Source organism: Pseudomonas purpurea, from assembly GCF_039908635.1.
Classification (GTDB): domain Bacteria; phylum Pseudomonadota; class Gammaproteobacteria; order Pseudomonadales; family Pseudomonadaceae; genus Aquipseudomonas; species Aquipseudomonas purpurea.
This window is the reverse complement of the sequence record NZ_CP150918.1, coordinates 4,793,122-4,818,204: the sequence shown is the minus strand read 5'-3', so window position 1 is coordinate 4,818,204 and position 25,083 is coordinate 4,793,122. Positions and strand designations below refer to the sequence as shown.

Below are 25,083 nucleotides of genomic sequence, written 5' to 3'. Positions count from 1 at the left end.
TGAGCCGTTGCTGTGTGAAAGGCCTGACGGACGCTTGGTCGATGGCAGTGCATTGCTCGGCAGGTAAGCGCTGGTCCTTCCCGAGATACCACTGCCGATGATCGCGATGTTCACGGCTGATCCTTGATCGGCGGTGAACTGCGGACCATCCGTTTGCCGATCGCCAGTTTGATCCGGTTGGGTATTTTCGACAGTGGCCAGAGCGTGGCCATGAACAGGGCCGGGAAGGCAATTTCCGGAGGGCGTTGTTTGAGTTTTTCGAGGATGTGCCGCGCAGCCTTGTCGACCGGCCACTTCAGCGGCATGGGGAAGTCGTTCCCGATGGTCAGCGGGGTGTCCACAAAACCTGGGCTGACCACGCTGACTTCAATGCCTTCGGGCGCCAGGTCAATGCGCAGCGATTCGAACAGGTAGCGCAGGCCGGCCTTCGAGGCGCCGTAGGCTTCGGACCGTGGCAGCGGCAAGTACGTCACTGAACTGGCGATGCCCACCAGGTGCGGTGCCAGACCTGCGCGCAGCAAGGGCAGGGCAGCTTCGATGCAATAGCTGCTGGCGAGCAGGTTGGTGCGCACCACGTGTTCGATGATCGAGGCGTCCAACTGCTTGGCGTCGACATACTCACAGGTGCCGGCGTTGAGGATTACGGTGTCCAGCGAGCCCCAGTCGTGCTGGATCTGTTCGCCGATTTCGCGCACGGTCTGACTGTTGGTCAGGTCGCCCGGCACCACCAGCACTTGTCCCGGATAGCGATGGGCCAAGGCTTTCAGCGGTGCGACCGTGCGGGCACTGACCGCCAGGTGCACGCCGGATTTCAGCAGTTCCTCGGCCAGCGCGGCGCCAAGGCCGCTGCTGGCTCCCGTCAACCAGTATCGTCGTGGCGTGGTGAGGTTCATCCCCGTCTCCTTTTCAGCCAGGCAATGGCCCGGCCCAATACGGTTAAACGCTGCAGAAACTCACTCATACACACCTCCGGCATCCAGGCGTGAAGGCAGGTTTTTGAACGCCGCCAGTGCGCGTTCGCGTGAGGTGCTCAGGTTGACTATCGGCAGCGGGTAATTGGCCACGCCAAACAACCCGCCCATGGCCGCCGGGTTGTGGATATCTTTTTTGTTCAGTCCCGCCAGTTCCGGCATCCAGTGTTTGATGAACAGCCCGTCGGCATCGAATTTAGCCGACTGGCTCAAGGGGTTGAAGATCCGGAAGTAAGGTGCCGAATCCGTCCCGGTGGACGAGCTCCATTGCCAGCCGCCGTTGTTCGCCGCCAGGTCGCCGTCGATCAGGTGCTGCATGAAAAAGCGCTCGCCTTCGCGCCAGTCGATCAACAGGTTCTTGGTCAAAAACATCGCCACCACCATCCGCAGCCGGTTGTGCATCCAGCCGGTTTCCAGCAGTTGGCGCATCGCCGCGTCGATAATCGGCAGGCCGGTGCGTGCCTCTTTCCAGGCTGCCAACTCTTCGGGCGCATCGCGCCAGGCCAGGGCTTCGGTTTCCGGGCGAAAGGCGCGATGCCGGGAGACGCGGGGGTAGCCCACCAGAATGTGTTTGTAGAATTCGCGCCACAGCAGCTCATTGATCCAGGTGACGGCGCCGACGTTGCCGCTGTCGAATTCGCCCTGATTGGTTTGCAGCGCGGCGTGCAGGCACTGGCGCGGGGAGATGACCCCGGCAGCCAGATACGCCGACAACTGGCTGGTGCCGGGCCTGGCTGGAAAGTCGCGTTCGCTTTGGTAGTAGTCGATCTGTTGATCGGCGAAAGTCTCGAGGCGTCGCCGGGCCTCGGCCTCACCGGCCGGCCAGAGCTGGCGCACAGGTTCGTCGGGCGTGGCAAAACCTTCGACCTGTGACGGCACGGGATCAGGGTTGATGCCGGTCGCGGCTTGAGCGTTGGGCGCGGCAATCAGGTTCGGTAACGATCCGTGCAAGCGGGAATAACAGACTTTGCGGAACTGACTGAAGACCTGGAAACAGGTGCCGGTTTTGGTCAGTACCGAGCCGGGTTTGAACAGCAACTGATCCAGGTAACTGTGGAAGGTGCAGCCCTGCGCTTCGACGGCGCGAGCCACCGCCAGGTCCCGGCGGGACTCGTGAATGCCGTATTCCTCGTTGACGTGCAGTGCCTGGGCCTTTAACTCCCGACAGAGCCGAGCCAGCACGCCGGGTGCGTCATCCCAGTGCGGCGCACGGCGGATCAACAGGGGAATGTTCAGGTGGTTCAGGGCCTGGCTCAGCAGGCTCAGGTTGCGCAGCCAGAAATCCACTTTGCACGCGGCATCGTCATGGGCCAGCCATTGCTCCGGGCTTATCAGGTACACGGTGACGCTCGGGCCGCGTGCTGCGGCGGCCGCGAGGGCGGTGTTGTCATGTAGGCGCAGGTCGCTGCGCAGCCAGATCAATTGCATGGCGATGTCCGGTCAACCATTAAATAAGTCCACGCTCTATCAGCTCCTGATGCGCCGACAACGGGTCGGGCGCCAGGAACAAACCGGCGATCTCTGATGTGCTTGCGGACAACTCGGCATGGTGGATACACACCGTGGGGCCGGCAATGAGTGTTGGGCAACTGACGCCGCTGAGTAGTTTCGTCAGCGGGTTGAGATTGATGGCTTTACTCGAATAAAGCAGCACCCCCCGAGCGTGCAGGTGTTCGACCGCCAGTGCCAGTTCACCCAGTGGCAGGGGCCAGTCAAAAACTTCCACGGGGCAATCGGTGCTGCTGATCAGCCAGGCACTCAGCCACAGGTGGGGTTCGAGTGCCAGGTCGGACTGGTTGATCAGCAGCCACGGCGCGCCACGCAACTGGCGGTTGTTGTGGTAGATGCGTGCGCCCAATTTGCTGCGTAGCCAGGAGTAGAAAAACACCCGCTCCATTTGCGCACTGAATTGCCCTTGCCAGCGCTGCTGGAGTTCGGCCAGCAGGGGCATCAGCAGTTGCGCGCACAAGGTGCGTGGCGGATACAGCGACATGGCCTGGTTGAACGTGTCGTCGACCTGACGCTCGGCCAATTGGCTGATGGCCTGTATCAGGCGGATGCGCAGCACTTGCCAATCGTTCCCCACCGATTCGGTCAGGGGAGAGGTGTCGAGCAATGGCTTGACCTGGCTGACGGTCACGCCGCGATTGAGCCAGACGAGGATGTTGTGGATGCGTTGCACGTGTTCAGCGGAAAACAGCCGATGCCCCTTGGCTGTGCGATGGGGCACGATCAAGCCATAGCGGCGCTCCCAGGCGCGCAGGGTCACGGCGTTGACGCCGGTCTGCCGGGCTACCTCGCGGATCGGCAGCCAGCCATCATCGAGCGCTTTCTGGAGATCGGCGCCCTGGTCTTCGCAGGCAGGCGTGTCAGGTGTGTTGTTCATTTAAATCGCATTTCGCAGGCTGAGATTTTCCGGGTGCGGTTGCAGATAGACCTGTTGCGCCACGTACGGATCGGGGTGTTGCCGCAAGTGGTGCTTGAGCAGCGTCAACGGCACCACCAGCGGCACGATGCCGTGGCGATACTGGGCGATGACGTGCTGCACCTCCTGTTTATCTTCGGCGCTGATGGCTTGCTTGAAGTAACCACTGAGGTGTTGCAGAACGTTGGTGTGGGTGCGACGGGTGGCGCACTTTTTCAGAGCGGCCATCAGTTCGCTGAAATAGCGTGGGCCGAGTTCTTCGGGATCGCGCTTGCCCATGTTGCCCAACAGGTTGCCCAGGGTTTTGTATTGCAGCGGATGGTGGGCCATCAGCAGGTATTTGTAGCGCGAGTGAAAGTCGGTCAGGGCGCGACGACTCAAGCCTTGTTGCAACAGCTGTTGCCAGGCAGCGTAGACAAACACGCGGGTCAGGAAGTTTTCCCGAAGTACCGGGTCGTTGAGGCGGCCGTCTTCTTCGACCGGTAAATCCGGGTGCCGGGCGCAGAACGCCTGGGCATAGATACCGCGTCCGCCACCGTCCACCGGGCTGCCGTTGGCGTGGTAGACCTTGACCCGGTCCAGCCCGCAGGACGGCGATTTTTGCATGAAGATGTAGCCGCAGATATCCCCCAGCTCGCCAGCCATCTGCTGGCCGTAGTCGGCCAGGGGCTGGGTCACGTTGAGGTCGGGATGGACCGTGCCCAGCGCCAGTGGATCTTTTGGGTTACCCACCAGCCGGATCGGCTCGCGGGGAATACCCAGGCCGATGGCGACTTCCGGGCAGACCGGAATGAATTCGAAATAGTCAGTGAGGGTGCGGCTGCACAGGCGCGATTCCTTGTGGCCACCGTTATAGCGGACCTCGGCCCCCATCAGGCAGGCACTGATGGCGATTTTGGGTTTGCTGGTGGAATCGCTGGGCATCGGGACACCTCTGATCTATCCCTGTACAGGTGATTTTGCCTGTACAACATGGATGGATAATAGATTTAAAGGTGTACAAGTCAAATTAATTGTATAAGTTTTTTGAGCGATCATCACAAGCCAGCTCGCTCCCCCAGGTATTACTTCCAGCCCATTAACCTGGCGTCGTGGTTTTGCGGATGGGCTGTCGTGCGCTTCGACAGCAGCAATTTACCGGGGGTGATGTGTTTCATTGCAGGTGTTGATGCAGGCGCCGAGCGGCTTCCTGGCCGCTGAGCCAGGCCCCTTCGACGCGACCGGACAAGCACCAGTCGCCGCACACGTACAGGCCCAGATCGGCATCGGCCAGCGCCCCCCATTCGTGACTGCTTGCCGGGCGGGCGTAGAGCCAGCGGTGGGCGAGGCTGAAGGTCGGGGCGGGCATGGCGCTGTGCAGCAACTCTGCGAATGCGCCGTGCAGTTGCTCGATCACGGCTTCCTTGGGCAGGTCAATGTGTTGTCGGCTCCAGGCGCTGGTGGCGTGCAGCACCCAGGTGTCGAGCTGGGTGTCGCGCCCCGGTTTGCTGCGGTTGCGCGCCAGCCAGTCCAGCGGGCTGTCCTGCACGAAGCAGCCTTCCATCGGGGTATCCAGCGGCGTGTCGAACGCGAGGGCGATGGCCCAGGTCGGGTCCATTTTTACCCCGGCGGCGGCCCCGGCAAGTTTCGGCGCAGCGGCCAGAAGGGCGGTGGCCTGAGGGGCCGGAGTGGCGATGATGACGTGCCCGAAGGGCCCGTGGGTGAAGCCCTCCGCGTCCTGCAGGTGCCAGTGTTCTTCGCCGCGATACACTTCCGTGATCCGGCAGGCGAAATGCACTTCGAGATCGCCGAGCAGGGCGCGGGTGATGGCGCTCATGCGTGGGGTTCCGACCCAGCGGGTCTGCTCGTCCGGCGACAGGCTGAGCAGGCCGCCCTGGTAGGTATAAAGTTGCGGCGCCCATTCGGCGACCCATCCATTGGCTTGCCAGCGCTGCACTTCGGTGACAAAGCGGCGATCGCGCGCGGTGAAGTACTGCGCGCCCATGTCCAGCGCACCAGCATCACTGCGCTTGCTGGACATGCGGCCACCGCTGCCTCGGCTTTTGTCGAACAGCTGTACGACATGGCCGGCCTCACTGAGGGCTTGGGCGGCGGAGAGTCCGGCGATGCCGGTGCCGATGATTGCGATGGGTACAGTCATAGGGGCCTCGTTTACCTTTCTGTACAGGCTACGCCGTGGTTCAAGCCTGTACAATATTGTTTTTCGGTATAACTTTTAGCGTTATCGTTCTGGTAGCTTGTCCTAGTGTTAAGCACAGAGCTTGCCCGATCCGAATGTCCCTGCTTATAAAAATAGACTAGTGATCGGCAGAAAACGCCACGCGAGGAAGAAGTCATGCACATATTGCTGACCGGCGGTACTGGATTGATAGGACGTCAGCTCTGCCGACACTGGTTGAGTCGCGGTCATACGTTGACGGTGTGGAGTCGCAGCCCAGGGCTCGTGGCCCGCGTGTGTGGCGCGCAAGTGCGCGGGATCGCGCGCCTGGAAGACCTCGGCGCGGAACCGGTCGATGCGGTGATCAACCTGGCTGGCGCGCCCATTGGCGATCGTCACTGGACGCACAAACGCAAGGCGTTGCTGTGGAGCAGCCGAATCGGGCTCACCGAAACCTTGCTGGCGTGGCTGGAAAGCCGCGCACAAAAGCCTTCGGTGCTGATTTCCGGGTCGGCGGTAGGCTGGTATGGCGACGGCGGTGAACGAGAGTTGACCGAGGACACTTCGCCGGTCAGCGAAGATTTCGCCAGTCAGTTGTGCATTGCCTGGGAAGAAACCGCGCAACGTGCCGAGGCGCTAGGCATCCGAGTGGTGCACGTGCGCACCGGTTTGGTGCTGTCGGCCGAGGGGGGCTTTTTGTCACGGCTGTTGCTGCCGTTCAAGCTGGCCTTGGGCGGCCCGATCGGCAGTGGCCGGCAGTGGATGCCGTGGATTCATATCAACGATCAAATTGCCCTGATAGATTTTCTCCTGCATCGCAATGACACCAGCGGTCCTTATAATGCCTGCGCCCCGAAACCGGTGCGTAATCGCGAGTTTGCCAAGACGTTGGGCAGCGTATTGCACCGGCCGGCGATTATGCCGATGCCAGCCTTTGCGTTGCGGCTGGGGCTTGGCGAGTTATCGCAGTTGCTGTTGGGCGGTCAGCGGGCGACACCGGCGCGGTTGCTGGCGGCGGGTTTCACTTTCCAGTTCACTGATTTGCGCGCGGCGTTGGACGATCTGTCCAGCCGCCTTTAGAAATAGGACGTTGCATGACCGATCACGCGTTGCTCCTGGTCAACCTGGGTTCGCCGGCTTCCACGAAGGTGGCGGACGTACGCAGCTACCTCAATCAATTTCTGATGGACCCTTACGTCATCGACCTGCCATGGCCGGTGCGGCGTTTGCTGGTCTCGCTGATTTTGATCAAGCGCCCCGAGCAATCGGCTCATGCCTATGCGTCCATCTGGTGGGACGAGGGTTCGCCGCTGGTGGTCCTCAGCCGCCGTTTGCAACAGGTCATGAGCGCCCGGTGGACCCAGGGGCCGGTGGAGTTGGCGATGCGCTACGGCGAGCCGTCGATCGAGTCGGTACTCACGCGTATGGCTGGGCAGGGCATCAAGAAAATCACCCTTGCTCCGCTGTATCCACAGTTCGCCGACAGTACCGTGACCACGGTGATCGAAGAAGCGAAGCGGGTGGTGCGCGAGAAGCAACTGGATGTGCAGTTTTCGATTCTTCAGCCGTTTTACGATCAACCGGAATACCTTGATGCATTAGTCGCCAGCGCCAGGCCTCACCTGGAGCAGGATTACGATCACCTGCTGCTCAGCTTCCACGGTTTGCCGGAGCGGCACCTGAAGAAGCTCAACCCGGGCCACACCTTCGAAGGCCATGGTGATTGCTGTGCCGGAGCGCCGGCGGAAGTGATTGCGACGTGTTATCGCGGCCAGTGCTTGCGCACCGCTGCCGCGTTTGCGCGACGCCTGGGGTTGCCAGAGGGCAAGTGGTCGGTGTCGTTCCAGTCGCGACTGGGCCGCGCCAAGTGGATCGAGCCCTACACCGAAGCGCGCCTCGATGAGTTGGCCCGGCAAGGCGTGAAGAAGATCCTGGTGATGTGCCCGGCGTTTGTCGCCGATTGCATCGAGACCCTGGAGGAGATCGGTGATCGCGGCCTGGAGCAGTTCCGCGAGGCGGGAGGCGAGGAGTTGGTGCTGGTGCCGTGCCTCAATGACAACCCGGACTGGGCGAAGGCGTTGAGCACGTTGTGCGAAAGGGCGCCGCTGGCGTTGTAGGTGAACAGCCTTGTGGCGAGGGGGCTTGCTCCCGCTCGGCTGCGAAGCAGTCGTCAATCCGGTTGTCGCGGTCTTTGTGATGCAACGCGGTGTCCGGTTTTAGGAACGCTTCGCGCTCCAGCGGGAGCAAGCTCCCTCGCCACAGGGGGCTGTGTAAGCCGTTAGAGCAACGGCTCATCCGGCTGTTTTTTCTTCCAGCCATCATTGCCCGGCAGGATCAGGTTCAACGCAATCGCCACAATGGCGCACAACGCGATGCCCTTGAGGCCAAAGTCATCCGGGCCGGTGCCGGTGCCAACCAGTACACCGCCAATCCCGAACACCAACGTGACCGATACAATCACCAGATTGCGCGCCTCGCTCAGGTCGATCTTGTGGCGGATCATGGTGTTCATGCCCACCGCGGCAATCGAACCGAACAACAGGCACAGAATCCCGCCCATCACCGGCACCGGGATGCTTTGCAGCAGCGCACCGAACTTGCCGATAAACGCCAGGCTGATGGCGAAGATCGCCGCCCAGGTCATGATTTTCGGGTTGTAGTTTTTGGTCAGCATCACCGCGCCTGTGACTTCGGCGTAGGTGGTGTTGGGTGGGCCGCCGAGCAGCCCGGCCGCGGTGGTAGCGATACCGTCACCAAACAGCGTGCGGTGCAGGCCTGGTTTTTTCAGGTAATCACGACCGGTCACGCTGCCGACGGCAATCACGCCGCCAATGTGCTCGATGGCCGGGGCCAGCGCCACCGGGACAATGAACAGAATGGCCTGCCAGTTGAACTCCGGTGCGGTGAAGTGCGGCAGTGCAAACCAGGGCGCGGCAGCGATTTTCGCGGTGTCGACGACGCCGAAGAAAAACGCCATGCCAAACCCGACCAGCACGCCCGAAATGATCGGCACGAGGCGGAAGATGCCTTTGCCGAACACGGCCACGATCAACGTGGTCAGCAGCGCCGGCATGGAGATCAACATCGCCGTTTGGTAAGGGATCAGTTCGGTACCGTCGCCGGCCTTGCCCATCGCCATGTTCGCGGCAATCGGCGCCATGGCCAGGCCGATGGAGATAATCACCGGGCCAATCACCACGGGTGGCAGCAGACGGTCGATGAAACCGGTGCCCTTGATCTTCACGGCCAGGCCGAGAAAGGTGTAAACGAAACCGGCCGCCATCACGCCGCCCATGGTCGCCGCGAGGCCGAACTGGCCCTTGGCGAGAATGATCGGGGTGATGAAGGCAAAACTCGACGCCAGGAACACCGGCACTTGCCGTCCGGTGACCACCTGGAACAGCAGAGTCCCGAGGCCCGCCGTGAACAGCGCGACATTCGGGTCGAGGCCGGTAATCAGCGGCATCAACACCAACGCGCCAAACGCCACGAACAGCATCTGCGCGCCAGAAAGAATCTGGCGCCAGAGCGGGTCGTTGAACTCATCCTGCATGCTCACGCGTCCTTCTGCTTGGTGCCGAAGATCTTGTCGCCAGCATCGCCCAGGCCAGGAATGATGTAGCCGTGTTCGTTCAGCTTCTCATCGATGGAGGCGGTGTAGATGGTCACGTCCGGGTGAGCTTGCTCGACTGCTGCGATACCTTCAGGCGCGGCCACCAGAACCATCGCACGGATGTCCTTGCAACCGGCCTTCTTCAGCAGGTCGATGGTGGCGACCATGGAACTGCCGGTGGCGAGCATCGGGTCGATGATCATGGCCAGGCGTTCGTCGATCTCCGGGACCAGTTTCTCCAGGTAGGTATGAGCCTTCAGGGTTTCTTCGTCGCGGGCCACGCCGACAGCGCTGACCTTGGCGCCCGGGATCAGGCTCAGGACACCTTCGAGCATGCCGATTCCGGCGCGCAGGATCGGTACGACGGTGATTTTCTTGCCGGCGATTTTTTCAACCGATACGGTGCCGCACCAGCCTTCAATGTCATAGGTTTCAAGGGGCAGGTCTTTGGTGGCCTCGTAGGTCAGTAGCGCCCCGACTTCCTGAGCAAGCTCACGGAAATTCTTCGTGCTAATGTCTGCGCGGCGCATAAGGCCAAGTTTGTGTCGGATCAGCGGATGGCGGATCTCACGGATGGGCATAGGGAAAAGCTCCGGCGGCGGGCAAAAAAAACGGCCTAGATTAATCTATCCGGGGGTGTTGTCCTATAGACATACAGTACGTTAGTCCACAAACGCTTGATCTGGCCTCGCTTGATGCGTACCTTTGCCCGCTTTTCTGAATCCGACCCTCCCCCTCAAACCCCCTTGGAGAGCGCCATGTCCGCTGATCTCGAGCATATCCGTCAAATCATGCGAGAGGCTGACTGCCTGTACACCGAAGCTGAAGTCGAGGCGGCCATCGCCCGCGTCGGTGCACACATCAACGAAGAACTCGCTGAGCGCAATCCGGTGGTGTTCTGTGTGATGAACGGCGGCCTGATTTTCTCCGGCAAGCTGCTCACCCATCTGAAGTTCCCACTGGAAGCGTCCTACCTGCACGCCACCCGCTATCGCAACGAAACCAGCGGCGGCGAGCTATTCTGGAAGTCCAAGCCGGAAGTGTCCTTCATCGACCGTGACGTGCTGATCATCGACGACATCCTCGACGAAGGTCACACCCTGGGCGCGATCATCGACTTCTGCAAACACGCCGGCGCCCGCGCCGTGCACACCGCCGTACTGATCGACAAGGACCACGACCGCAAGGCTCGGCCGGACCTGAAAGCCGATTACGTCGGCCTGCCGTGCATCGACCGCTACATTTTCGGTTATGGCATGGACTACAAAGGCTACTGGCGCAACGCCGCCGGCATCTTCGCCGTCAAAGGAATGTAAAACATGACAACGCCCAGCTTTCTCGATCAAACACTGTTTACCGAATTGGCCGAGAAAGCGGCGGCCAACCCCCGTGGCCGGCAGCATCACAACTTCCACCAGATGGAAGAGCCGTGCCACCGGATGGCGGTCGGCTTGCAGCCGGCCACCTATATTCCGCCTCACCGGCATTTGAGTGACGACAAGGCAGAAACCCTGCTCGTCCTTCAGGGGCGCCTGGGCGTGCTGATCTTCGACGAGGCGGGGCAGGTTGTCGCCAAGCGGGTCTTGCAGGGCGGTGGCGATACTTTGGGGGTGGATTTGCCTGCGGGCGTCTACCACGGCCTGGTGGTGCTGGAAGCGAACAGCGTGATGTTCGAGTGCAAGTCCGGTCCTTATCGGCCGGTGGGCGAGGGTGAGCATGCTCACTGGGCGCCCCGCGAAGGTGAGCCTGGCGTTGCCGAGTACCACGCCTGGATGCGCGCGCAGTTCGACTGATCTTCACCCATGTGGGAGCAGCCGCGCTCCCACATGGGATCGTGTTCACGGATTCACTTTCGTATACCCCATGCTAGAGTGCTTGGCCCCGCCCTTCGGAGCCTGTCATGAGCCTTTTGATCCGCAACTGCGCCGCCCTGTTGCTGACCCTCAGCCTTCCGCTGGCGGCCGCGCCAGCGGTCATGCACGGGCAGCTCCTGCCACCCGACGACCTGTTGCTGCGTGGTGGCCAACCCGAGCAACAGCAACTGTTGCAGGTCACCGAGTATTCGGTGGTGGTGGGCAGTCAGCGCCAATCCACGCAACAGCCGATCCCGGTGACTTCACCGTTGATGATTCGCCTCAAGGGCAAACCGTTGAACAAGGGCGCGACCATCAGCCAGGTGCTGGTGAATTTCGACGGCGAAAGCAAAAGCCTGAAAAAACCGATCTATGACGACAAGAGCAAAACTCTGACGCTCTACTACCCGCTGACTCAGTACCGGGTGGTGATGGACTTGCTGCGTAACGATACGGTGTATTGCCAGTTCCTCAGTTACGCCAACGGGCATGTCTGGGCAGACCTGCACACCGGCAGCCAACGCACGCGTTGAGCCCGGAGCCGCGCGGGGGGTAAACTGCCCGCCCCGTGTAATGTCTGCGAGCTGGAGTCGGCAATGCGTAAAGATAAAAAGCAGTTGATTGGTGACGAGATCGGCGATGCGCAGATCAAACTGTTCCTGGATTTCGAACCGGTCGACGCCACTTCACCGTCCCTGCATAAACTGATCAAGGCTTACCGCGGTCTGCGGATCGACGATTTCGAGCGTTTCTTGGTGTTCTTCGTCGAGGCCGGGCTGGACCTGGACGGCAAGGATGAGCACGGCAATGACTTCGTTGCCTTGATCAAGGATCAGCGCAACGCGCCGGACTACATCGAGCTGATCGAAAAAGCTCGCGGCTGATTCCTCAGGTACATCGGTAAGTGTGGCGAGGGAGCTTGCTCCCGCTTGAGTGCGCAGCACTCACAAGATCTCCGCCGTTCGCAGAGTTTTGGGGCCGCTTCGCAGCCCAGCGGGAGCAAGCTCCCTCGCCACAAATCAGATTTGCCCGGTCATAAAAAAACGCCCCGCTCTCAACGAGAACGGGGCGTTTTTTATGCCTCAAGACTTCAAGCGAAGCTTGGGGTCTCGCTGCTTTCTTCAACCAGCTCCAGCGCGACGTTGTTCTGCGCGTTGATCTTGCGATACAGCGCAGCGTCGGTTTCCAGAACCTTTTCACGGGCCGGGAAGATTTCCGCCAGTTTGGCGGCCCATTCACCGGAAGCTTTGTTCGGGAAGCATTTTTCGATCAGTTCCAGCATGATCGAGACCGTTACCGACGCGCCCGGCGAAGCGCCGAGCAGGGCCGCGAGGGAACCGTCCTTGGCCGCCACCAGTTCGGTACCGAACTGCAGAACGCCACCTTTCTTCGGGTCTTTCTTGATGATCTGCACACGCTGGCCAGCCACTTCCAGGCGCCAGTCTTCGGCTTTGGCCTCGGGGTAGAAGCGGCGCAGGGATTCCAGGCGTTGTTCCATCGACTGCATCACTTCGCTGACCAGGTACTTGGTCAGGTCCATGTTGTTTTTCGCCACGGCCAGCATCGGGCCGATGTTGCCGGCACGAACCGACATCGGCAGGTCCATGAACGAACCGTGCTTGAGGAACTTGGTGGTGAAACCGGCATATGGCCCGAACAGCAGGGACTTCTTGCCATCGACCACGCGGGTGTCCAAGTGTGGCACCGACATCGGCGGCGAGCCGACCGCAGCCTGGCTGTACACCTTGGCCTGGTGGTGCTTGACCACTTCCGGGTTATCGCAACGCAGCCACTGGCCGCTGATCGGGAAGCCGCCGAAGCCTTTGCTTTCTTCGATGCCCGACGCCTGCAACAGCGGCAATGCCGCGCCGCCAGCGCCGAGGAAGACGAACTTGGCGTTGACTTCACGGGTGTTGCCGCTGTTGACGTCCTTGATGCTGACAGTCCAGCCGTTGCTGTTGCGCTTGAGGCCGGTCACCCGCTTGCAGTACTTGACCTGGGCATCGGGTGCGCTGGTCAGGTGCTTGAGCAGTTGATTGGTCAGGGCGCCGAAGTTGACGTCGGTGCCGTTCATCACGCGGGTGGCGGCGATGGTTTCGTCAGCCGGACGCCCCGGCATCATCAATGGCATCCAGCCCGCCATTTTTGCCTTGTCTTCGGTGTATTCCATGTCGGCGAAGGCGTGGTGCTTGCTCAGCACGTTGAAGCGTTCCTTGAGGAACGAAACGCCAGCATCGCCTTGCACGAAGCTCAGGTGCGGGACCGGGCTGATGAAGGACTTCGACGAGCCGAAGGTGCCTTTTTTGGTCAGGTAGGACCAGAACTGCTTCGACACCTCGAACTGGGTATTGATGTGCACGGCTTTCTTGATGTCGACGCTGCCGTCGGCGGCCTGTGGCGTGTAGTTGAGCTCACACAGCCCGGCGTGACCGGTACCGGCGTTGTTCCACGGGTTGGAACTCTCCGCGGCACCGGAATCCATCAACTCGACGACTTCCAGCTTGATCGCGGGGTCGAGCTCTTTGAGCAGTACAGCCAGGGTGGCACTCATGATGCCGGCCCCAACCAGTACTACGTCGACTGCTTCGTTATGCGCCATTTAACGCGTCTCCAAAATCTGCAGCACCAAATTGTCGGCATAGCTGCCAGGAGTTACGGGGCAAGCTTTGTAGAGCCCCAGGTCACCCATGGCCAGGATCGCCATGTCCGAATCTTCGCAATTTTTCGCAACTTCGACAGACGCTACCCACCGGGCCCTAGGGTTCCTATGAACTCACTTCAGCGCGCGGGAGGCAATTCGACTTATGGTCGATACGTCCGTTTGTGCAACCAAATCCGTAGCGGACAGGCTTCAGGCTCCGGTGTTTGAGGAGCACTCGGTCCTGTGTCGTTGGGCTGTTGTAGACGCTAATGGTGCATGTTCAGACGCAAAACTATTCATTTGCTCGCCACACTCTCGTGAAGTTGTGAAAACCCGTTTTTTCACGCTCTTTTGAAGACGTGAACCTCAAAAAAGGGCTGTCCCAGCCTGGCACTGTGCCCGAGGACCGCCGCCATCGACAAAACAATGGCAGGCAACGCAGGCAAACAGCTCAGTGACCGAGCGTAATGACAGCTCTGGCAGATTCGCGAGAAGGGGTGTTTTGCAGGATAAACAGCAAGCACGCCAGCTTCACTCGATCTGTGTGGGCGGCTCTCTGTGGGCGGTTATGGGTGCCAATACTTGCGTATTGACGGTGCTGCGGGGCCCGATCAGGAGACGTCCTTATAATCGGGGGGAGATTGTAGCGAAGAAACGTGGGGAAATGGTCGTGTTTAATGACTTTTATTAGCCGTCTGGTCAGGAGGGCAACAGCTGTTGCAGCCATGAGCGTGGAGCGCGCCCCCTGACACGGGCGCTGTCGGGCAACGGCCGGTGCAGCCAGTTGAGGCGGATCTCCTGGATTTCCACCCAGCCTTTGCCCGTTGGTACCCGTTGGCAGTGCCTGAACGCCAGGCAGCATTGATTGGCGTCGAGCTGGGCGAAGTAGCGATATTTACGTCGTGAGACGAACAGCGGCCAAAGGATTGTCATGGCAATGTATCCGGTGTGTGACTGCTTTGAAGAATGTCAGTGTGGCATGACATTGGCGTTACTGCCTGGCGTGAAGCATGACTTTGAACAACTGTTCAGCCCGTATTCAGGGTCGCTGGTTTGCAGCCGGCACCCACCGCTATACTGCCGGTCTGTTTGTGCCTGATTCTGGAGAGAAGCGCATGTTGCAACGCCTGTTGTTCGGTTTGATCACTGTGACCAGTTTGACCCTGGTTGGCTGCGCCCACAGCCCGCAACAACTTAGTCCGCAACCCAAGCTCACGAGCCAGCTCGCGCCGGTAGGCCATGGCCAGCCGGTGGTGGTGCGTGTGGTTGATGGCCGTCCGTCGCCTACCTTGGGCACCCGTGGTGGCTTGTACCCGGAAACCAGCGCCATTACCGTCCAGGGCGCCGACATCCTGCCCAAGCTGCAAGCCCAGGCTGAGGCCGCCGTTCGTCTGCTGGGCTTCACCCCGACCGCCAACGCCTACAACGCGCCGCAGTTGACCGTGACCCTGGCCGAGTTGAAGTACCAGTCGCCCAAAGAAGGCATGTACGTGACCGAAGCGACCATCGGCGCGACCTTCCGCTCCGATGTGCAGAACGCCAACCGTCGCTACAGCGGCCGTTATGGCGCCTCGCTGGACCAGCGTTTCGGCATGGCGCCGAACCAGGAAACCAACACCAAACTGGTGGGCGATGTGCTGAGTGATGCGCTGACGCGTCTGTTCAAGGACCCGACCGTCGGTCAGATTCTCGGCGAGTAAACATTCGCGAGATTCAAAAAAGCCCGGTGCCAGTGATGGCCCGGGCTTTTTCATGCCTGCCAATTATGCAGATGCACACCTCCCACAAGAGGGCAGCGTTGTCAGGCCGCTTGCGAGTAAAAATCCAGCACGCTGACACCGGTCAGCAAATCGGTTTCAGGCAGGTCGGCGTGTTGATGCCCGCCGAGGGCGCAATACACTAGCCAGTGGCGGTCCTGGACGTTGAAGGCCAGGCTGCCGACCAGCGCTTGCTGTTCATCGCTTTGGGCGATCAGGTAGAGGCGGTCCTGGTTTTCGGCGTGCAGCATGACAAGCTCCATGGGGATTCGAGGGGCCACAGACTGGCTTGTTTAGATGACGAAGGCATGACGGGCTAAATTAATTGGCGCATCGGTCGTTGTTTCGTCTTAAAGCGCGGGCAACACGCCAGGCTTTCGGTAGAATCCGCGCCGCGAGAGCAGGCCTGATGCTCCGCCTTACCGGTTTTGCTTGAGGTTTATGATGTCGTTGCACCTGATCTCGCTGTTCTCTGCACACCCCGCCAAACTGATCAACCTGCTGGCCCTGCTGTTTGCCTGCCCCGGCGGTTGGCTGCTGCACGCCACCCGGCGCCGTGAGCAACGGGCCCTGGCCCACCTTGCCGAACAAAGCGAACGTCGTGCGGTTGATCAACCGATGTTGTTGCTGGACGTCGCGACCTTGCGCATGAACCGCTTTTTCTACCGTTTCGGTTTCGCCTGCCTGGCATTGGCGCTGCTGGTGTCGTGGATCAGCACCCGGGTTTAAGGGTTTCAAGGCACAAAGAAACGGCGCCCATGGGCGCCGTTGTCGTGTCTGGTTCAGGCCTTAGAGTGGCAGGCCAGCCTTGACGCGGTACTGATTGCGTACCGGCGTTGCGTATTGCAGCACCAGGAACGGTCGATGTGCCTCGGGGCAGGCGTCGAGGCGCCGTTGCCATTCTTCCTGGGCCTTGGCCAGCTCATCGGCGGCAAACACCTGGGTGGCATCGGGCACCTGCAATTGCGGGTCGGCGTCGCTCCACTGGGCATAAGCCAGGTAGTGCACCGGGAACAAGCGGTAGCCACCAAGGATCTGCCGGTCCATTTCGCTCGCCAATTGCTTGGTGTCGTCGTAACGTTCGGTGATCGGCGCTGCGAAGTTCACGTGCACCCGGCCTTTGTAGCCGGTGATGCCCTTGGCGATGCTCGCGTCATCCTCGCCGGGCACTTTGGCGTAAGTGCCGGTGGTGGCGCGGATGTACAGCTCGCGGGCCTTGGCCTGGTCGCAGGGGTCGTATTCGTAGCTGATCGACACCGGGGTGACGTTCAACGACTGAATGACTTCGCCAAACGGCTCGTCCTTGCGGCTCATGTGGAACATCTTGAGGATCGCCGACTCGGTACGGTCGTCGCCGTCCTTGGCCCGTCCTTCGGCCTGGGCGATCCAGATCGACTGGCAGTCGTTGCGGATCGAGTGGTTGATGTACGCCGAGAGCAACTGGTAAGCCGCCATTTTTTCGCGTCGGCCGGTGATCGAGCGGTGCACGATAAAGCTCTTGTTCAGGCGCATCAGGTCGCTGACATAGGGCTTTTGCAGCAGGTTGTCGCCAATGGCGATGCGTGGCGTCGGCAGGCCGGCGTGGTACACCGCGTAGTTGACGAAGGCCGGGTCCATCACGATGTCGCGGTGGTTGGCGATGAACAGGTAGGCGCTGCCGGACTTGAATTGTTCGACGCCGGTGTAGGTCACGCCGTCGGTGGCGCGCTCGATCGTGTGGTCGACGTACAGTTCGACCTTGTCCTGCAAGGTGGCCACCGAGCTGACACCCGCAAACTCACGGCGCAGCCGATAAGCGATAAGGGGTTTGAGCAACCAGCCGAAGGCCCCGGCAAAACGCGGGAAGCGGAAGTGGGTGAGGATATCTAGAAACGCCTTGTCGCCGAGCAGCCTGGCCAGTACTGCCGGGACTTCGCTGTCGTCGTAAGGTCGGATGGCATCGAATTCGCCCATCATGCTCTCTTGTTAGAAACGGCTAGGGTAAGTAATGGATTGGATCGATTACACAGAGGGCACGGTCTGAAAAATACGCTCAAACAAAAATAGCCCTGCAAATAGACCGGCGATTATACGCACAAGTCACTTGGGAGACCGCGATGCTGGAAACTGCGCACTATGACTGCCCTTATTGCGGGGAGGAAGTGGAAGCCGTGCTGGACCTGTCCGGCGGCGATCAGCAGTACATTGAGGACTGTCCGGTATGTTGCCGGCCAATTGTATTCACGCTGCAAACCGACGGTCAGGAATGGATGCTCGACGTTCACACTGAAAACGAGTGAAGGGTGACCCCTATGCAGCGCATCTACGAACCGGAAAACCTGATGGAAGGCGAACTGCTGCAAGGCATGCTGGCCAGTGAAGGGGTGGAAGCGCATCTGGTGGGGCGCGACCTGTTGGGCGGTGTGGGCGAACTGCCGGTGTTCGGCCTGCTCGGGCTGGCGGTGGACAACGACCAGGCGCAATACGCGCGTGAGCTGATCGCCGCGTACAATGCGGCGCTACCTATGCCTGGCGACGAACCGCACACTGTTCCCGGGGTGCTGGTCTGTTAGGCTGACGTTCGTTTGAGTGAGAGTCGTGTTGCCCCATGTGTGGACGTTATGCCCTGTTTCGTTGGAACCCCGCGTTTGCGGCCTTGCCCGGATTTCCGGCCGATCAGCAGGCGCAGTGGAATATTTCGCCCAATGACTCGGTGTTGATGCTGCGGGCGGACGCGGGCCAGCGCACGTTGGCGCGTGCGCGTTGGGGGCTGACGCCACCCTGGCTCACCGACTTGTCGCGGACCCCGGCGCACGCCCGTGCCGAGACCCTGGCCGAACAGCCCATGTTTCGCGAGGCCTTTCGCCTGCGTCGTTGCCTGTTGCCGGCCAACGGGTTCTATGAATGGCGCGGCACCACCCGCAAGCGTCCTTACTGGCTGACTCCGGGGGAGGGTTCCTCGCTGTTTTTTGCGGCGATCTGGGAAGCGTACCCGGTGCAGGAGCAGGTCTGGTTGAGTACGGCGGTGGTGACCCAGGCTGCGTCGAATCAGCGCCGGCCGTTGATTCTCGATGCGGCAGGGCAGGAAGCCTGGCTTGACCCCGAAACCCCGCTGCACACCTTGCAGGCGCTGCTCGCCAGCGAACCTGCCGCGTTGCGCGAGCGGGTGTTGGCGAACCTGGTGAATGATCCAAAACTCAATGCGCCGGAATGCCTGACGCCGGGTTAAGCCTGAGTCAAAAGCCCCTCACCCCAGCCCTCTCCCGGTGTGAGAGGGAGCTGACCGAGTTGTCTTACTCTATTCATCGACCTGAAGTAGTCGAGTCGATTATGGAGTCGGTGAAGTGCTATCAGGTCGGTGTGTTTCTGAAGCATCCCCCAATGAGTCCCCTCTCCCTCTGGGAGAGGGTGATGGGTTTTGTTTTTCAGACCTTGAACTGATTGATCAACCGTCGCTGCTGCTCGGCCAGTTTGGTCAGGTCCGCACTGGCCGCGCTCGACTCATCCGCACCGCCCGCGACTTCATTGGCCACCTGGCCGATATTGATCACATTGCGATTGATGTCGTCAGCCACCGCGCTTTGTTCTTCCGCGGCGCTGGCGATCTGGGTGTTCATGTCGTTGATCACCGATACTGCCTGCGTGATGATCTCCAGGGCCTCGGCTGCTTGAGCAGCGTGCTGCACGCTTTCGTCCGTGCGGTTCTGGCTGTCTTCCATGACGCGCACCACATCGCGGGTGCCTTGCTGCAACTGCTGGATCATCGACTGGATTTCTTCGGTGGCCTGCTGAGTCTTCTGCGCCAGGTTGCGCACTTCATCGGCGACCACTGCAAAACCACGTCCCTGTTCACCGGCCCGAGCGGCCTCAATCGCGGCGTTCAAGGCCAGCAGGTTCGTCTGTTCGGCGATCCCGCGAATGGCGGTCAGGATCGCGTTGATGTTCTCGCTGTCCTTGGCCAGGGTCTGCACCACACCCACCGCTTTGCCGATCTCCACCGCGAGAGCGCCAATCGAGGTCGAGGTATTGCGCACGATCTGCATGCCCTGGGCGGCGGCGCGGTCGGCGTGGCTGGCGGCTTGCGCGGCCTGGGTCGCGTTGCGTGCGACGTCCTGGGCGGTGGCGGTCATTTCATGCACTGCGGTGGCCACTTGATCGATCTCGGCCATTTGCTTGTGCACGCCAATGTTGGTGCGAATGGCGATGTCGGCCGTGTGTTCGGACGAATCGCTGACGCTCTGCACCGACGTCACGACCTGGGTGATCATCGCCTGCAACTTGGCCAGGAAGGTGTTGAAGCCCTTGGCGATCGAACCCAGTTCATCGGCGCGGTCGCTGGTCAGGCGGCGCGTCAGGTCGCCTTCGCCCTGGGCGATATCGTCGAGCATGGCCACCATCTGCTTCAGCGGTCGGGCAATGCCGTGGCCCACCAGCCAGATCACCAGCAAACCGATACCGGCGATCAGCAGGCCGACCATGGTCATGCCGAACGTGTCGGAGTTGCGCTGTGCCTTGAGGTCGCTTTGCAGGGTTTGCAGGTCGGCCATCACCGCGTTCAGCGGCAATTGCAGCAGCAGGGTCCAGCGAGCGTCGGTCTGGCCGATGCCGAAAGGCAAATACAGCTCGATCTTGCCGCGAGCCTTGTCGACGTTGTAGGTCACTTCGCCGCGATTGAGGTGGCTCAGGTTGGCGACCTGGCTGGCGTCGAGAATGTCGCTGACCTTCTCGCCGAATTTGCTCGGGTCCTTGGTGTAGGCGACCAGGCGCTGGTTGCCGCCGATCAGGGCCATTTCACCGACGCCGTTGTAGAGCTTCTGGTTCGCGCCCAGCAGCATGTCCTGAATGAAGTTCACTGAGAGGTCGGCGCCGACGATGCCCTGGAATGTGCCGTTGACCATGATGGGTTCAATGAAGGACGCCAGCATCACGGTTTTGTCGCCGACCTTGTAGGGCGCCGGGTCGATCACGCAGGCTTTTTTGCTCTCCTGGGAGCACAGGTAGTACTCGCTGGCGCGCACGCCGGTGGAGAGGGCGGTGCGATCGTTGACGTCCGCCAGTTTGTCCAGGCCCAGGCTGGCGTCTTCGTTGCGGAACCACCACGGCAGAAAGCGTCCGGTGCCCGCGTCGATGCCGGCCACTTTGCTGCCGACATACGCCGCGTCGTTATGGTCCAGCGCGTTGGGTTCCCAGCCGATGTAGGTGCCGAGGATTTTCGGGTTCTGTGCGACGTTTTCCTTGATCAGGCTGATCAGTTGCTCACGGCTCAGGCTCAACTGCGGTTTGCCGTCGGCATCCGGAGTGCCGATCAGCGCGTTGACCCGCACCAGCCCACCAGCAATCAGCAGCGGTGCTTCAAGTTCGCGCTGGATCTGGCTGACCTGGGTTTGCGCAAGCCCGCGCAGACGCTGTTCGATGACTTGCTCAAACTGCGCTTGAGTACGCTGCTGGACCATGTCCTGGGTCCGCGCTCCGGAAAACACGGCATACAACACCAGGGCGGCGACAACGCTCAATACGATGGCACCGGCCAGGGCGGCAACGGAAAACTGGATCGACTTGAATTTCATAACGGCTCCGGACGCGGGAATGACGTCTGCGGAGGGTTATCGGCGGCCGGAGGGCCGGGCATGAGGGGGAATTTTCAAAATGACTGTTTTGAATCGGTAGGTGTCGCTCAGGGGCAGGTTGTCAGCCTTCATTGCATCAGGCGGTCGATGATTTATGAATTTATTGCAACGGCGAGGTCGTACGTATCTGAAATTAACGTGCAGCACGTCTGTTGTATCTGGCGCCGATACAGATCACGGCCTAGGATACGCGCCATCTTTTCAGGGAGAGAGTGTTCATGAGTAAGCGTTTGGTTTTGTGTGCATTGAGCGCAGGTCTGCTGCTCGCGGGGTGCCAATCGGTCAATACGACCAGCGGCGGCGCGGTGGGTATCGAGCGCAAGCAGTACATGTTCAGCATGTTGTCGACCGATGAAGTCAATCAGATGTATGCCCAGTCTTATCAAAAGACACTTGGCGAAGCGCGCAACCAGGGTGTACTGGACAAGACCAGCTCCGAGGCTCGGCGTGTGCAGGCGATAGCTGATCGCCTGATTGCCCAGGCCCCGAACTTCCGCCCGGATTCGGCGCAATGGAAGTGGGAAGTCAACCTGATCAAGAGCGACGAGCTCAACGCCAACTGCGGTCCTGGTGGCAAGATCATTTTCTACACCGGGTTGATCGACAGCCTGAAACTTACCGATGATGAAATCGCCGCGATCATGGGCCATGAAATTGCCCACGCCTTGCGCGAACACGGTCGTGAAGCGATGTCCAAGGCCTATGGCATCGAAATGGCCAAGCAGGGCGCTGGCGCGTTGTTCGGTCTTGGGCAGGACAGCCTGGCGCTGGCCGATACCGTGGCGAACTACGGCATGACCTTGCCTAACAGCCGTGCCAACGAAAACGAAGCCGACCTGATCGGCCCTGGAGCTTGCGGCCCGTGCCGGTTACAACCCGAACGCCGCGATCACCTTGTGGAACAAAATGAGCAAGGCTTCCGAAGGCGCGCCACCGGAGTTCATGAGCACTCACCCGGCGTCCACCAGCCGTATTGCCTCCCTGCAAGCGGCGATTCCGAAAGTCATGCCGCTGTACGAGAAAGCGCCGAAGTCCTGATGTTTTTACATCGTCAGTAAGGACGCCTTCGTCGGATCGCCGCCCGGAGCAAGCTCGCTCCGGGCGGCGATCTGAACGACCGAATCAGACCCAGCCACTGCTCTGCATTGCCTTGTACACCGCCACAATGGCAAGTACGAGGAACGCCGACGCCGCCAGGCGACGGATCAGGGTCAGGGGCAGTTTATCCGCGGCAAAGTTACCCGCCAAAACCACCGGCACGTTGGCAATCAGCATGCCCACCGTAGTGCCGATAATCACCAGCCACAACTCAGGGTATTGCGCCGCGAGCATCACAGTGGCGACTTGAGTCTTGTCACCCATCTCCGCCAGGAAGAACGCAATCAGTGTGGTCAGGAACGGTCCGAACTTACGGGCGGTGCTGGCTTCGTCGTCATCCATTTTGTCTGGCACCAGGGTCCACAGCGCGGTCGCTGCAAAGCTCGCGGCCAGAATCCAGTGCAACGTTGAATCCGAGAAGAAGCTGCCAAACCAGGCGCCGACTGCGCCGGCTGCTGCGTGGTTGGCCAGGGTCGCGGCGACGATACCGGCAATGATCGGCCAGGGTTTGCGAAAACGGGCGGCGAGAATGAGTGCGAGCAGTTGCGTCTTGTCACCGATTTCGGCCAAGGCAACGATTGCAGTAGGAACGAGCAGAGAATCCAGCATCAGGTAATTTCCAAGGGGCGGGTCGACACGGCTATGACACGTACAGCCTTCCCGCCCCGGGTAAGGTGTTCGTGTCATAGGTCTTGTCAAACCCTGCGATCCGTCTGTGCGGACGCTGGGGTCGCATACGCCATGGTCTGAGGACCAAGTATGTTGACGTATGCCGGACGAGCATGGCGCTCGTGGGAGACTACTCCCCTAGGACGGAGCGGATTCTGCCTAGGCAAATCCGATAGGGCAAGCGTTTATTTCTCAGCCGCGTTTGGCCCGGTAAATCCGAAAACCTTGCCCTTCGGCCTTGATCGTACACGTCCCCAAGTGCTCTTCGATCAGCGGTTGGTACTTCAGGAAACTGTTGGCCACCAGGCGAAGTTCGCCGCCGTTTTTCAGATGTTTGGCTGCTTTTCGCAGCAAATTCTCAGTGGCGAAATAATCGGTATGCACCCCGACATGGAACGGCGGGTTACTCAGGATTGCGCTCAAACCCATCGGTGCTGCGTCGATGCCATCGCCCGTCAGCACCTCGGCTTCCAGACCGTTGGCCGCCAGGGTCAGGCGACTGCTGGCGGCGGCGAAGGCATCGACGTCCAGCAGGGTGACGGTGTTGTGCGGATAACGCCGCTTGACCGCCGCGCCCAGGACGCCGGCGCCGCAACCGAAGTCCAGCAAATGGCCGCTCGGCAGTTTGTCCAGGTGTTCAAGCAGCAGCGCGCTGCCGCGATCCAGGCGACCGTGGCTGAACACGCCCGGCAGGCTGATGACTTTCAGCGGGCCTTCGGCCAGTGGCAGTTCATATTCCTGGGCCAGGCTTTCCAACGATTTGGCCTCGGGCGCATTGGCCACGGTGACCTGCCAGAGTTGGCAATGCCGCGCGCTGTCGAGCTTGCGCGGTTTGCCGAAGGGGTTCAGTTGTTTGGCTGCGCCTTCGATGCCGCTGCGCTTCTCACCCACCAGGTACAGCTCGCGACCGGCCAGGCGCGAGGCGAGGGCATTGAGGATGTAGTCGGTCAGGTCCTTGGACTTGGGCAGAAACACCACGGCTGTCTCAAACGCGCGGTCCGGTGCGTTCACGCCAAAGTGGCTGCGCTCGGCAAAGCGTGCGTCCAGCGCGGCTTGGTCGCCCGCATGCCAGCACCAGCCGTGAGCGTTTGGCAATTTGCCCAGCAGGTCATCGGCGGGCAAACCGGCCAGCAGCAACGAGCCTTGAAACAAATCAGCCTGACGAAGCAGTACTTCACTGCGCGGATCCATAGTCTGCTCCTTGAAAAAAGTGCGGCAGTTTATCAACTGACGACCCGCAGCGCTGTACCGCTGAAAAACGCCTGGGCGTTTTCCGTCAGTTGGCCGACGATCCGCTGCCGCGCCTCGCGGCTACCCCAGGCGTTGTGCGGGGTGACGATCAAGCGCGGAATGTCATGGGCCAACAGCGGATTGCCGGCAGTCGGTGGTTCGACGCTCAGCACATCGGTGGCCGCACCGCCCAGGTGACCGCTGCGCAGGGCATCGGCCAGGGCCTGTTCGTCGATCAAGCCACCGCGGGCAGTGTTGACCACAAAGGCGCCCGGCTTGAGCAATGTCAGTTCGCGAGCCCCGATGAAATGGCGAGTGTGTTCGTTGAGCGGGCAGTGGAGGGTCAGTGCGTCGACTTGCGGCAGCAGTTCATCCAGCGGCAGCCGATCCGCGCGGGCAGGGCGGCCAGGAATCTGCCCCGACACCACCCGCATGCCAAAGGCTTCAGCCAGCCGTGCCACCGCGCCGCCCAACTCGCCATGGCCGAGCAGGCCGAGGGTTTTGCCTTCGAGTTCGACGATCGGAAAGTCCAGCAGGCAGAACTGTTTCGCCTGCTGCCAGCGACCTTCGCCGACGGCTTTTTGATAGTCGCCCAAGCGTGTGGCGAGGTTAAGCAGCAGCATGATTGTGTGTTGCGCCACCGACGGCGTGCCGTAACCCTGGCAGTTGCTCACGGTGATCCCGTGGGCGCGGGCGGCGTCGAGGTCGACGTTGTTGGTGCCGGTGGCGGCGATCAGGATCAGCTTCAGGTCCGGGCAGGCTGCGAGGGTTTCAGCGTTCAGCAGGACTTTGTTGCTGATGGCCACGCGGGCACCCTTGAGCCGTTCAATGATGTTTTTCGGCGTGGTCAGCGAACACCGTTGCAGGTCATCGAAGCAGGCCTGCAAACCACTGAGGTCCAGGTCGCCGAGGTCCAGGGAACTGTGGTCGAGAAAAACGGCGCGGGTGTTGTTCGTCATTAACTGTACCTTTTGCGCGGGGATCTGAAGGCGTAATCTGCCGAGCCTACCAGATGAACTGTGGCGAGGGAGCTTGCTCCCGCTCGAGTGCGCAGCAGTCGCA

At 60.8% G+C, this 25,083-nt stretch carries 26 protein-coding genes, 1 pseudogene and 1 riboswitch; of the genes and pseudogenes, 12 read left to right on the top strand and 15 right to left on the bottom strand.

Annotation, left to right across the window (positions count from 1 at the left end; all coding sequences use genetic code 11):
- Positions 1-110 precede the first annotated feature (110 nt).
- From AABM54_RS21550 to AABM54_RS21530, 5 genes are all read right to left on the bottom strand, one after another.
- Positions 111-893 carry an SDR family NAD(P)-dependent oxidoreductase gene (locus tag AABM54_RS21550; protein ID WP_347901994.1) on the bottom strand — a complete coding sequence of 261 codons (783 nt, stop codon included), beginning with the start codon at positions 891-893 and terminating at the stop codon, positions 111-113.
- A gap of 60 nt (positions 894-953) precedes the next feature.
- The gene (phrB, locus tag AABM54_RS21545; RefSeq protein WP_347901993.1) at positions 954-2,399 is read right to left on the bottom strand and encodes a deoxyribodipyrimidine photo-lyase; all 1,446 of its coding nucleotides are present in this window, start codon (positions 2,397-2,399) and stop codon (positions 954-956) included.
- Between the two features lie 19 nt (positions 2,400-2,418).
- Entirely contained in the window at positions 2,419-3,357 is a 939-nt protein-coding gene (locus AABM54_RS21540; protein ID WP_347901992.1) for a MerR family transcriptional regulator, read from the bottom strand.
- Entirely contained in the window at positions 3,358-4,320 is a 963-nt protein-coding gene (locus AABM54_RS21535) for a DUF523 and DUF1722 domain-containing protein (RefSeq protein WP_347901991.1), read from the bottom strand.
- Positions 4,321-4,549: 229 nt separating this feature from the next.
- On the bottom strand, positions 4,550-5,536 hold the full coding sequence (locus AABM54_RS21530; protein WP_347901990.1) for an FAD-dependent oxidoreductase: 987 nt from the start codon (positions 5,534-5,536) through the stop codon (positions 4,550-4,552).
- Between the two features lie 195 nt (positions 5,537-5,731).
- Between AABM54_RS21530 and AABM54_RS21525 the strand changes: the two genes are divergently transcribed.
- Both AABM54_RS21525 and hemH read left to right on the top strand, forming a co-directional pair.
- Positions 5,732-6,634 carry a TIGR01777 family oxidoreductase gene (locus AABM54_RS21525; protein ID WP_347901989.1) on the top strand — a complete coding sequence of 301 codons (903 nt, stop codon included), beginning with the start codon at positions 5,732-5,734 and terminating at the stop codon, positions 6,632-6,634.
- A 14-nt stretch (positions 6,635-6,648) separates the two neighbouring features.
- The gene (hemH, locus tag AABM54_RS21520; protein WP_347901988.1) at positions 6,649-7,671 is read left to right on the top strand and encodes a ferrochelatase; all 1,023 of its coding nucleotides are present in this window, start codon (positions 6,649-6,651) and stop codon (positions 7,669-7,671) included.
- A 161-nt stretch (positions 7,672-7,832) separates the two neighbouring features.
- Here hemH and AABM54_RS21515 read toward each other — a convergent pair whose 3' ends face one another.
- Together AABM54_RS21515 and upp are read right to left on the bottom strand one after the other, a co-directional pair.
- The gene (locus AABM54_RS21515) at positions 7,833-9,107 is read right to left on the bottom strand and encodes a uracil-xanthine permease family protein (protein ID WP_347901987.1); all 1,275 of its coding nucleotides are present in this window, start codon (positions 9,105-9,107) and stop codon (positions 7,833-7,835) included.
- Positions 9,108-9,109: 2 nt separating this feature from the next.
- Positions 9,110-9,748: a uracil phosphoribosyltransferase gene (gene upp / locus AABM54_RS21510; protein WP_347901986.1), complete on the bottom strand. Its 639-nt coding sequence runs from the start codon at positions 9,746-9,748 to the stop codon at positions 9,110-9,112.
- A 177-nt stretch (positions 9,749-9,925) separates the two neighbouring features.
- On the opposite strand from upp, the gene AABM54_RS21505 reads away from it, so the two are divergent.
- From AABM54_RS21505 to AABM54_RS21490, 4 genes are all read left to right on the top strand, one after another.
- On the top strand, positions 9,926-10,483 hold the full coding sequence (locus AABM54_RS21505; RefSeq protein ID WP_347901985.1) for a hypoxanthine-guanine phosphoribosyltransferase: 558 nt from the start codon (positions 9,926-9,928) through the stop codon (positions 10,481-10,483).
- Between the two features lie 3 nt (positions 10,484-10,486).
- Positions 10,487-10,960 carry a WbuC family cupin fold metalloprotein gene (locus AABM54_RS21500; RefSeq protein WP_347901984.1) on the top strand — a complete coding sequence of 158 codons (474 nt, stop codon included), beginning with the start codon at positions 10,487-10,489 and terminating at the stop codon, positions 10,958-10,960.
- Positions 10,961-11,067: 107 nt separating this feature from the next.
- On the top strand, positions 11,068-11,553 hold the full coding sequence (locus AABM54_RS21495) for a hypothetical protein (protein WP_347901983.1): 486 nt from the start codon (positions 11,068-11,070) through the stop codon (positions 11,551-11,553).
- Positions 11,554-11,616: 63 nt separating this feature from the next.
- The gene (locus tag AABM54_RS21490) at positions 11,617-11,904 is read left to right on the top strand and encodes a PA4642 family protein (protein WP_347901982.1); all 288 of its coding nucleotides are present in this window, start codon (positions 11,617-11,619) and stop codon (positions 11,902-11,904) included.
- A 206-nt stretch (positions 11,905-12,110) separates the two neighbouring features.
- On the opposite strand, the gene mqo is transcribed toward AABM54_RS21490, so the two are convergent.
- A complete protein-coding gene (gene mqo / locus AABM54_RS21485) occupies positions 12,111-13,619 on the bottom strand; it encodes a malate dehydrogenase (quinone) (RefSeq protein WP_347901981.1) in 1,509 nt (502 codons plus the stop codon).
- A 741-nt stretch (positions 13,620-14,360) separates the two neighbouring features.
- Entirely contained in the window at positions 14,361-14,594 is a 234-nt protein-coding gene (locus AABM54_RS21480; protein ID WP_347901980.1) for a hypothetical protein, read from the bottom strand.
- Positions 14,595-14,776: 182 nt separating this feature from the next.
- Here AABM54_RS21480 and AABM54_RS21475 point away from each other — a divergent pair, with 182 nt between their 5' ends.
- Complete coding sequence (locus AABM54_RS21475) at positions 14,777-15,361, top strand: YajG family lipoprotein (protein ID WP_347906277.1); 585 nt, start codon at positions 14,777-14,779, stop codon at positions 15,359-15,361.
- Positions 15,362-15,462: 101 nt separating this feature from the next.
- On the opposite strand, the gene AABM54_RS21470 is transcribed toward AABM54_RS21475, so the two are convergent.
- Complete coding sequence (locus AABM54_RS21470; RefSeq protein WP_084320502.1) at positions 15,463-15,669, bottom strand: hypothetical protein; 207 nt, start codon at positions 15,667-15,669, stop codon at positions 15,463-15,465.
- 193 nt (positions 15,670-15,862) lie between these two features.
- Between AABM54_RS21470 and AABM54_RS21465 the strand changes: the two genes are divergently transcribed.
- Entirely contained in the window at positions 15,863-16,147 is a 285-nt protein-coding gene (locus AABM54_RS21465; RefSeq protein WP_347901979.1) for a hypothetical protein, read from the top strand.
- A gap of 60 nt (positions 16,148-16,207) precedes the next feature.
- Here AABM54_RS21465 and AABM54_RS21460 read toward each other — a convergent pair whose 3' ends face one another.
- Positions 16,208-17,371, bottom strand: a complete 1,164-nt coding sequence (locus tag AABM54_RS21460) for a 1-acyl-sn-glycerol-3-phosphate acyltransferase (protein WP_347901978.1) — start codon at positions 17,369-17,371, stop codon at positions 16,208-16,210.
- 143 nt (positions 17,372-17,514) lie between these two features.
- Between AABM54_RS21460 and AABM54_RS21455 the strand changes: the two genes are divergently transcribed.
- From AABM54_RS21455 to AABM54_RS21445, 3 genes are read left to right on the top strand one after another with little or no spacing between them, the layout of a single operon-like run.
- Positions 17,515-17,697, top strand: a complete 183-nt coding sequence (locus AABM54_RS21455; RefSeq protein WP_347901977.1) for a CPXCG motif-containing cysteine-rich protein — start codon at positions 17,515-17,517, stop codon at positions 17,695-17,697.
- 12 nt (positions 17,698-17,709) lie between these two features.
- Entirely contained in the window at positions 17,710-17,970 is a 261-nt protein-coding gene (locus AABM54_RS21450) for a DUF2007 domain-containing protein (protein WP_347901976.1), read from the top strand.
- A 35-nt stretch (positions 17,971-18,005) separates the two neighbouring features.
- Positions 18,006-18,626, top strand: coding sequence for an SOS response-associated peptidase (locus tag AABM54_RS21445; RefSeq protein ID WP_347901975.1), 621 nt, complete (start codon positions 18,006-18,008; stop codon positions 18,624-18,626).
- 196 nt (positions 18,627-18,822) lie between these two features.
- Here the strand turns inward: AABM54_RS21445 and AABM54_RS21440 are convergent, their stop codons facing one another.
- The gene (locus AABM54_RS21440) at positions 18,823-20,964 is read right to left on the bottom strand and encodes a methyl-accepting chemotaxis protein (RefSeq protein ID WP_347901974.1); all 2,142 of its coding nucleotides are present in this window, start codon (positions 20,962-20,964) and stop codon (positions 18,823-18,825) included.
- A 278-nt stretch (positions 20,965-21,242) separates the two neighbouring features.
- On the opposite strand from AABM54_RS21440, the pseudogene AABM54_RS21435 reads away from it, so the two are divergent.
- Positions 21,243-22,062 (top strand): annotated as a pseudogene (locus tag AABM54_RS21435) (M48 family metallopeptidase).
- Between the two features lie 84 nt (positions 22,063-22,146).
- Here AABM54_RS21435 and AABM54_RS21430 read toward each other — a convergent pair.
- The 3 genes from AABM54_RS21430 to AABM54_RS21420 all read right to left on the bottom strand — a co-directional run bounded on the left by AABM54_RS21430 (position 22,147) and on the right by AABM54_RS21420 (position 24,980).
- Positions 22,147-22,731 (bottom strand): TMEM165/GDT1 family protein, encoded by a 585-nt coding sequence (locus tag AABM54_RS21430; RefSeq protein ID WP_347901973.1) that lies wholly within the window; start codon positions 22,729-22,731, stop codon positions 22,147-22,149.
- A gap of 75 nt (positions 22,732-22,806) precedes the next feature.
- Positions 22,807-22,942: riboswitch (yybP-ykoY riboswitch) on the bottom strand.
- Positions 22,943-22,983: 41 nt separating this feature from the next.
- Positions 22,984-23,982: a class I SAM-dependent methyltransferase gene (locus tag AABM54_RS21425; RefSeq protein ID WP_347901972.1), complete on the bottom strand. Its 999-nt coding sequence runs from the start codon at positions 23,980-23,982 to the stop codon at positions 22,984-22,986.
- A gap of 32 nt (positions 23,983-24,014) precedes the next feature.
- On the bottom strand, positions 24,015-24,980 hold the full coding sequence (locus tag AABM54_RS21420; protein ID WP_347901971.1) for a 2-hydroxyacid dehydrogenase: 966 nt from the start codon (positions 24,978-24,980) through the stop codon (positions 24,015-24,017).
- Between the last annotated feature and the right edge of the window lie 103 nt (positions 24,981-25,083).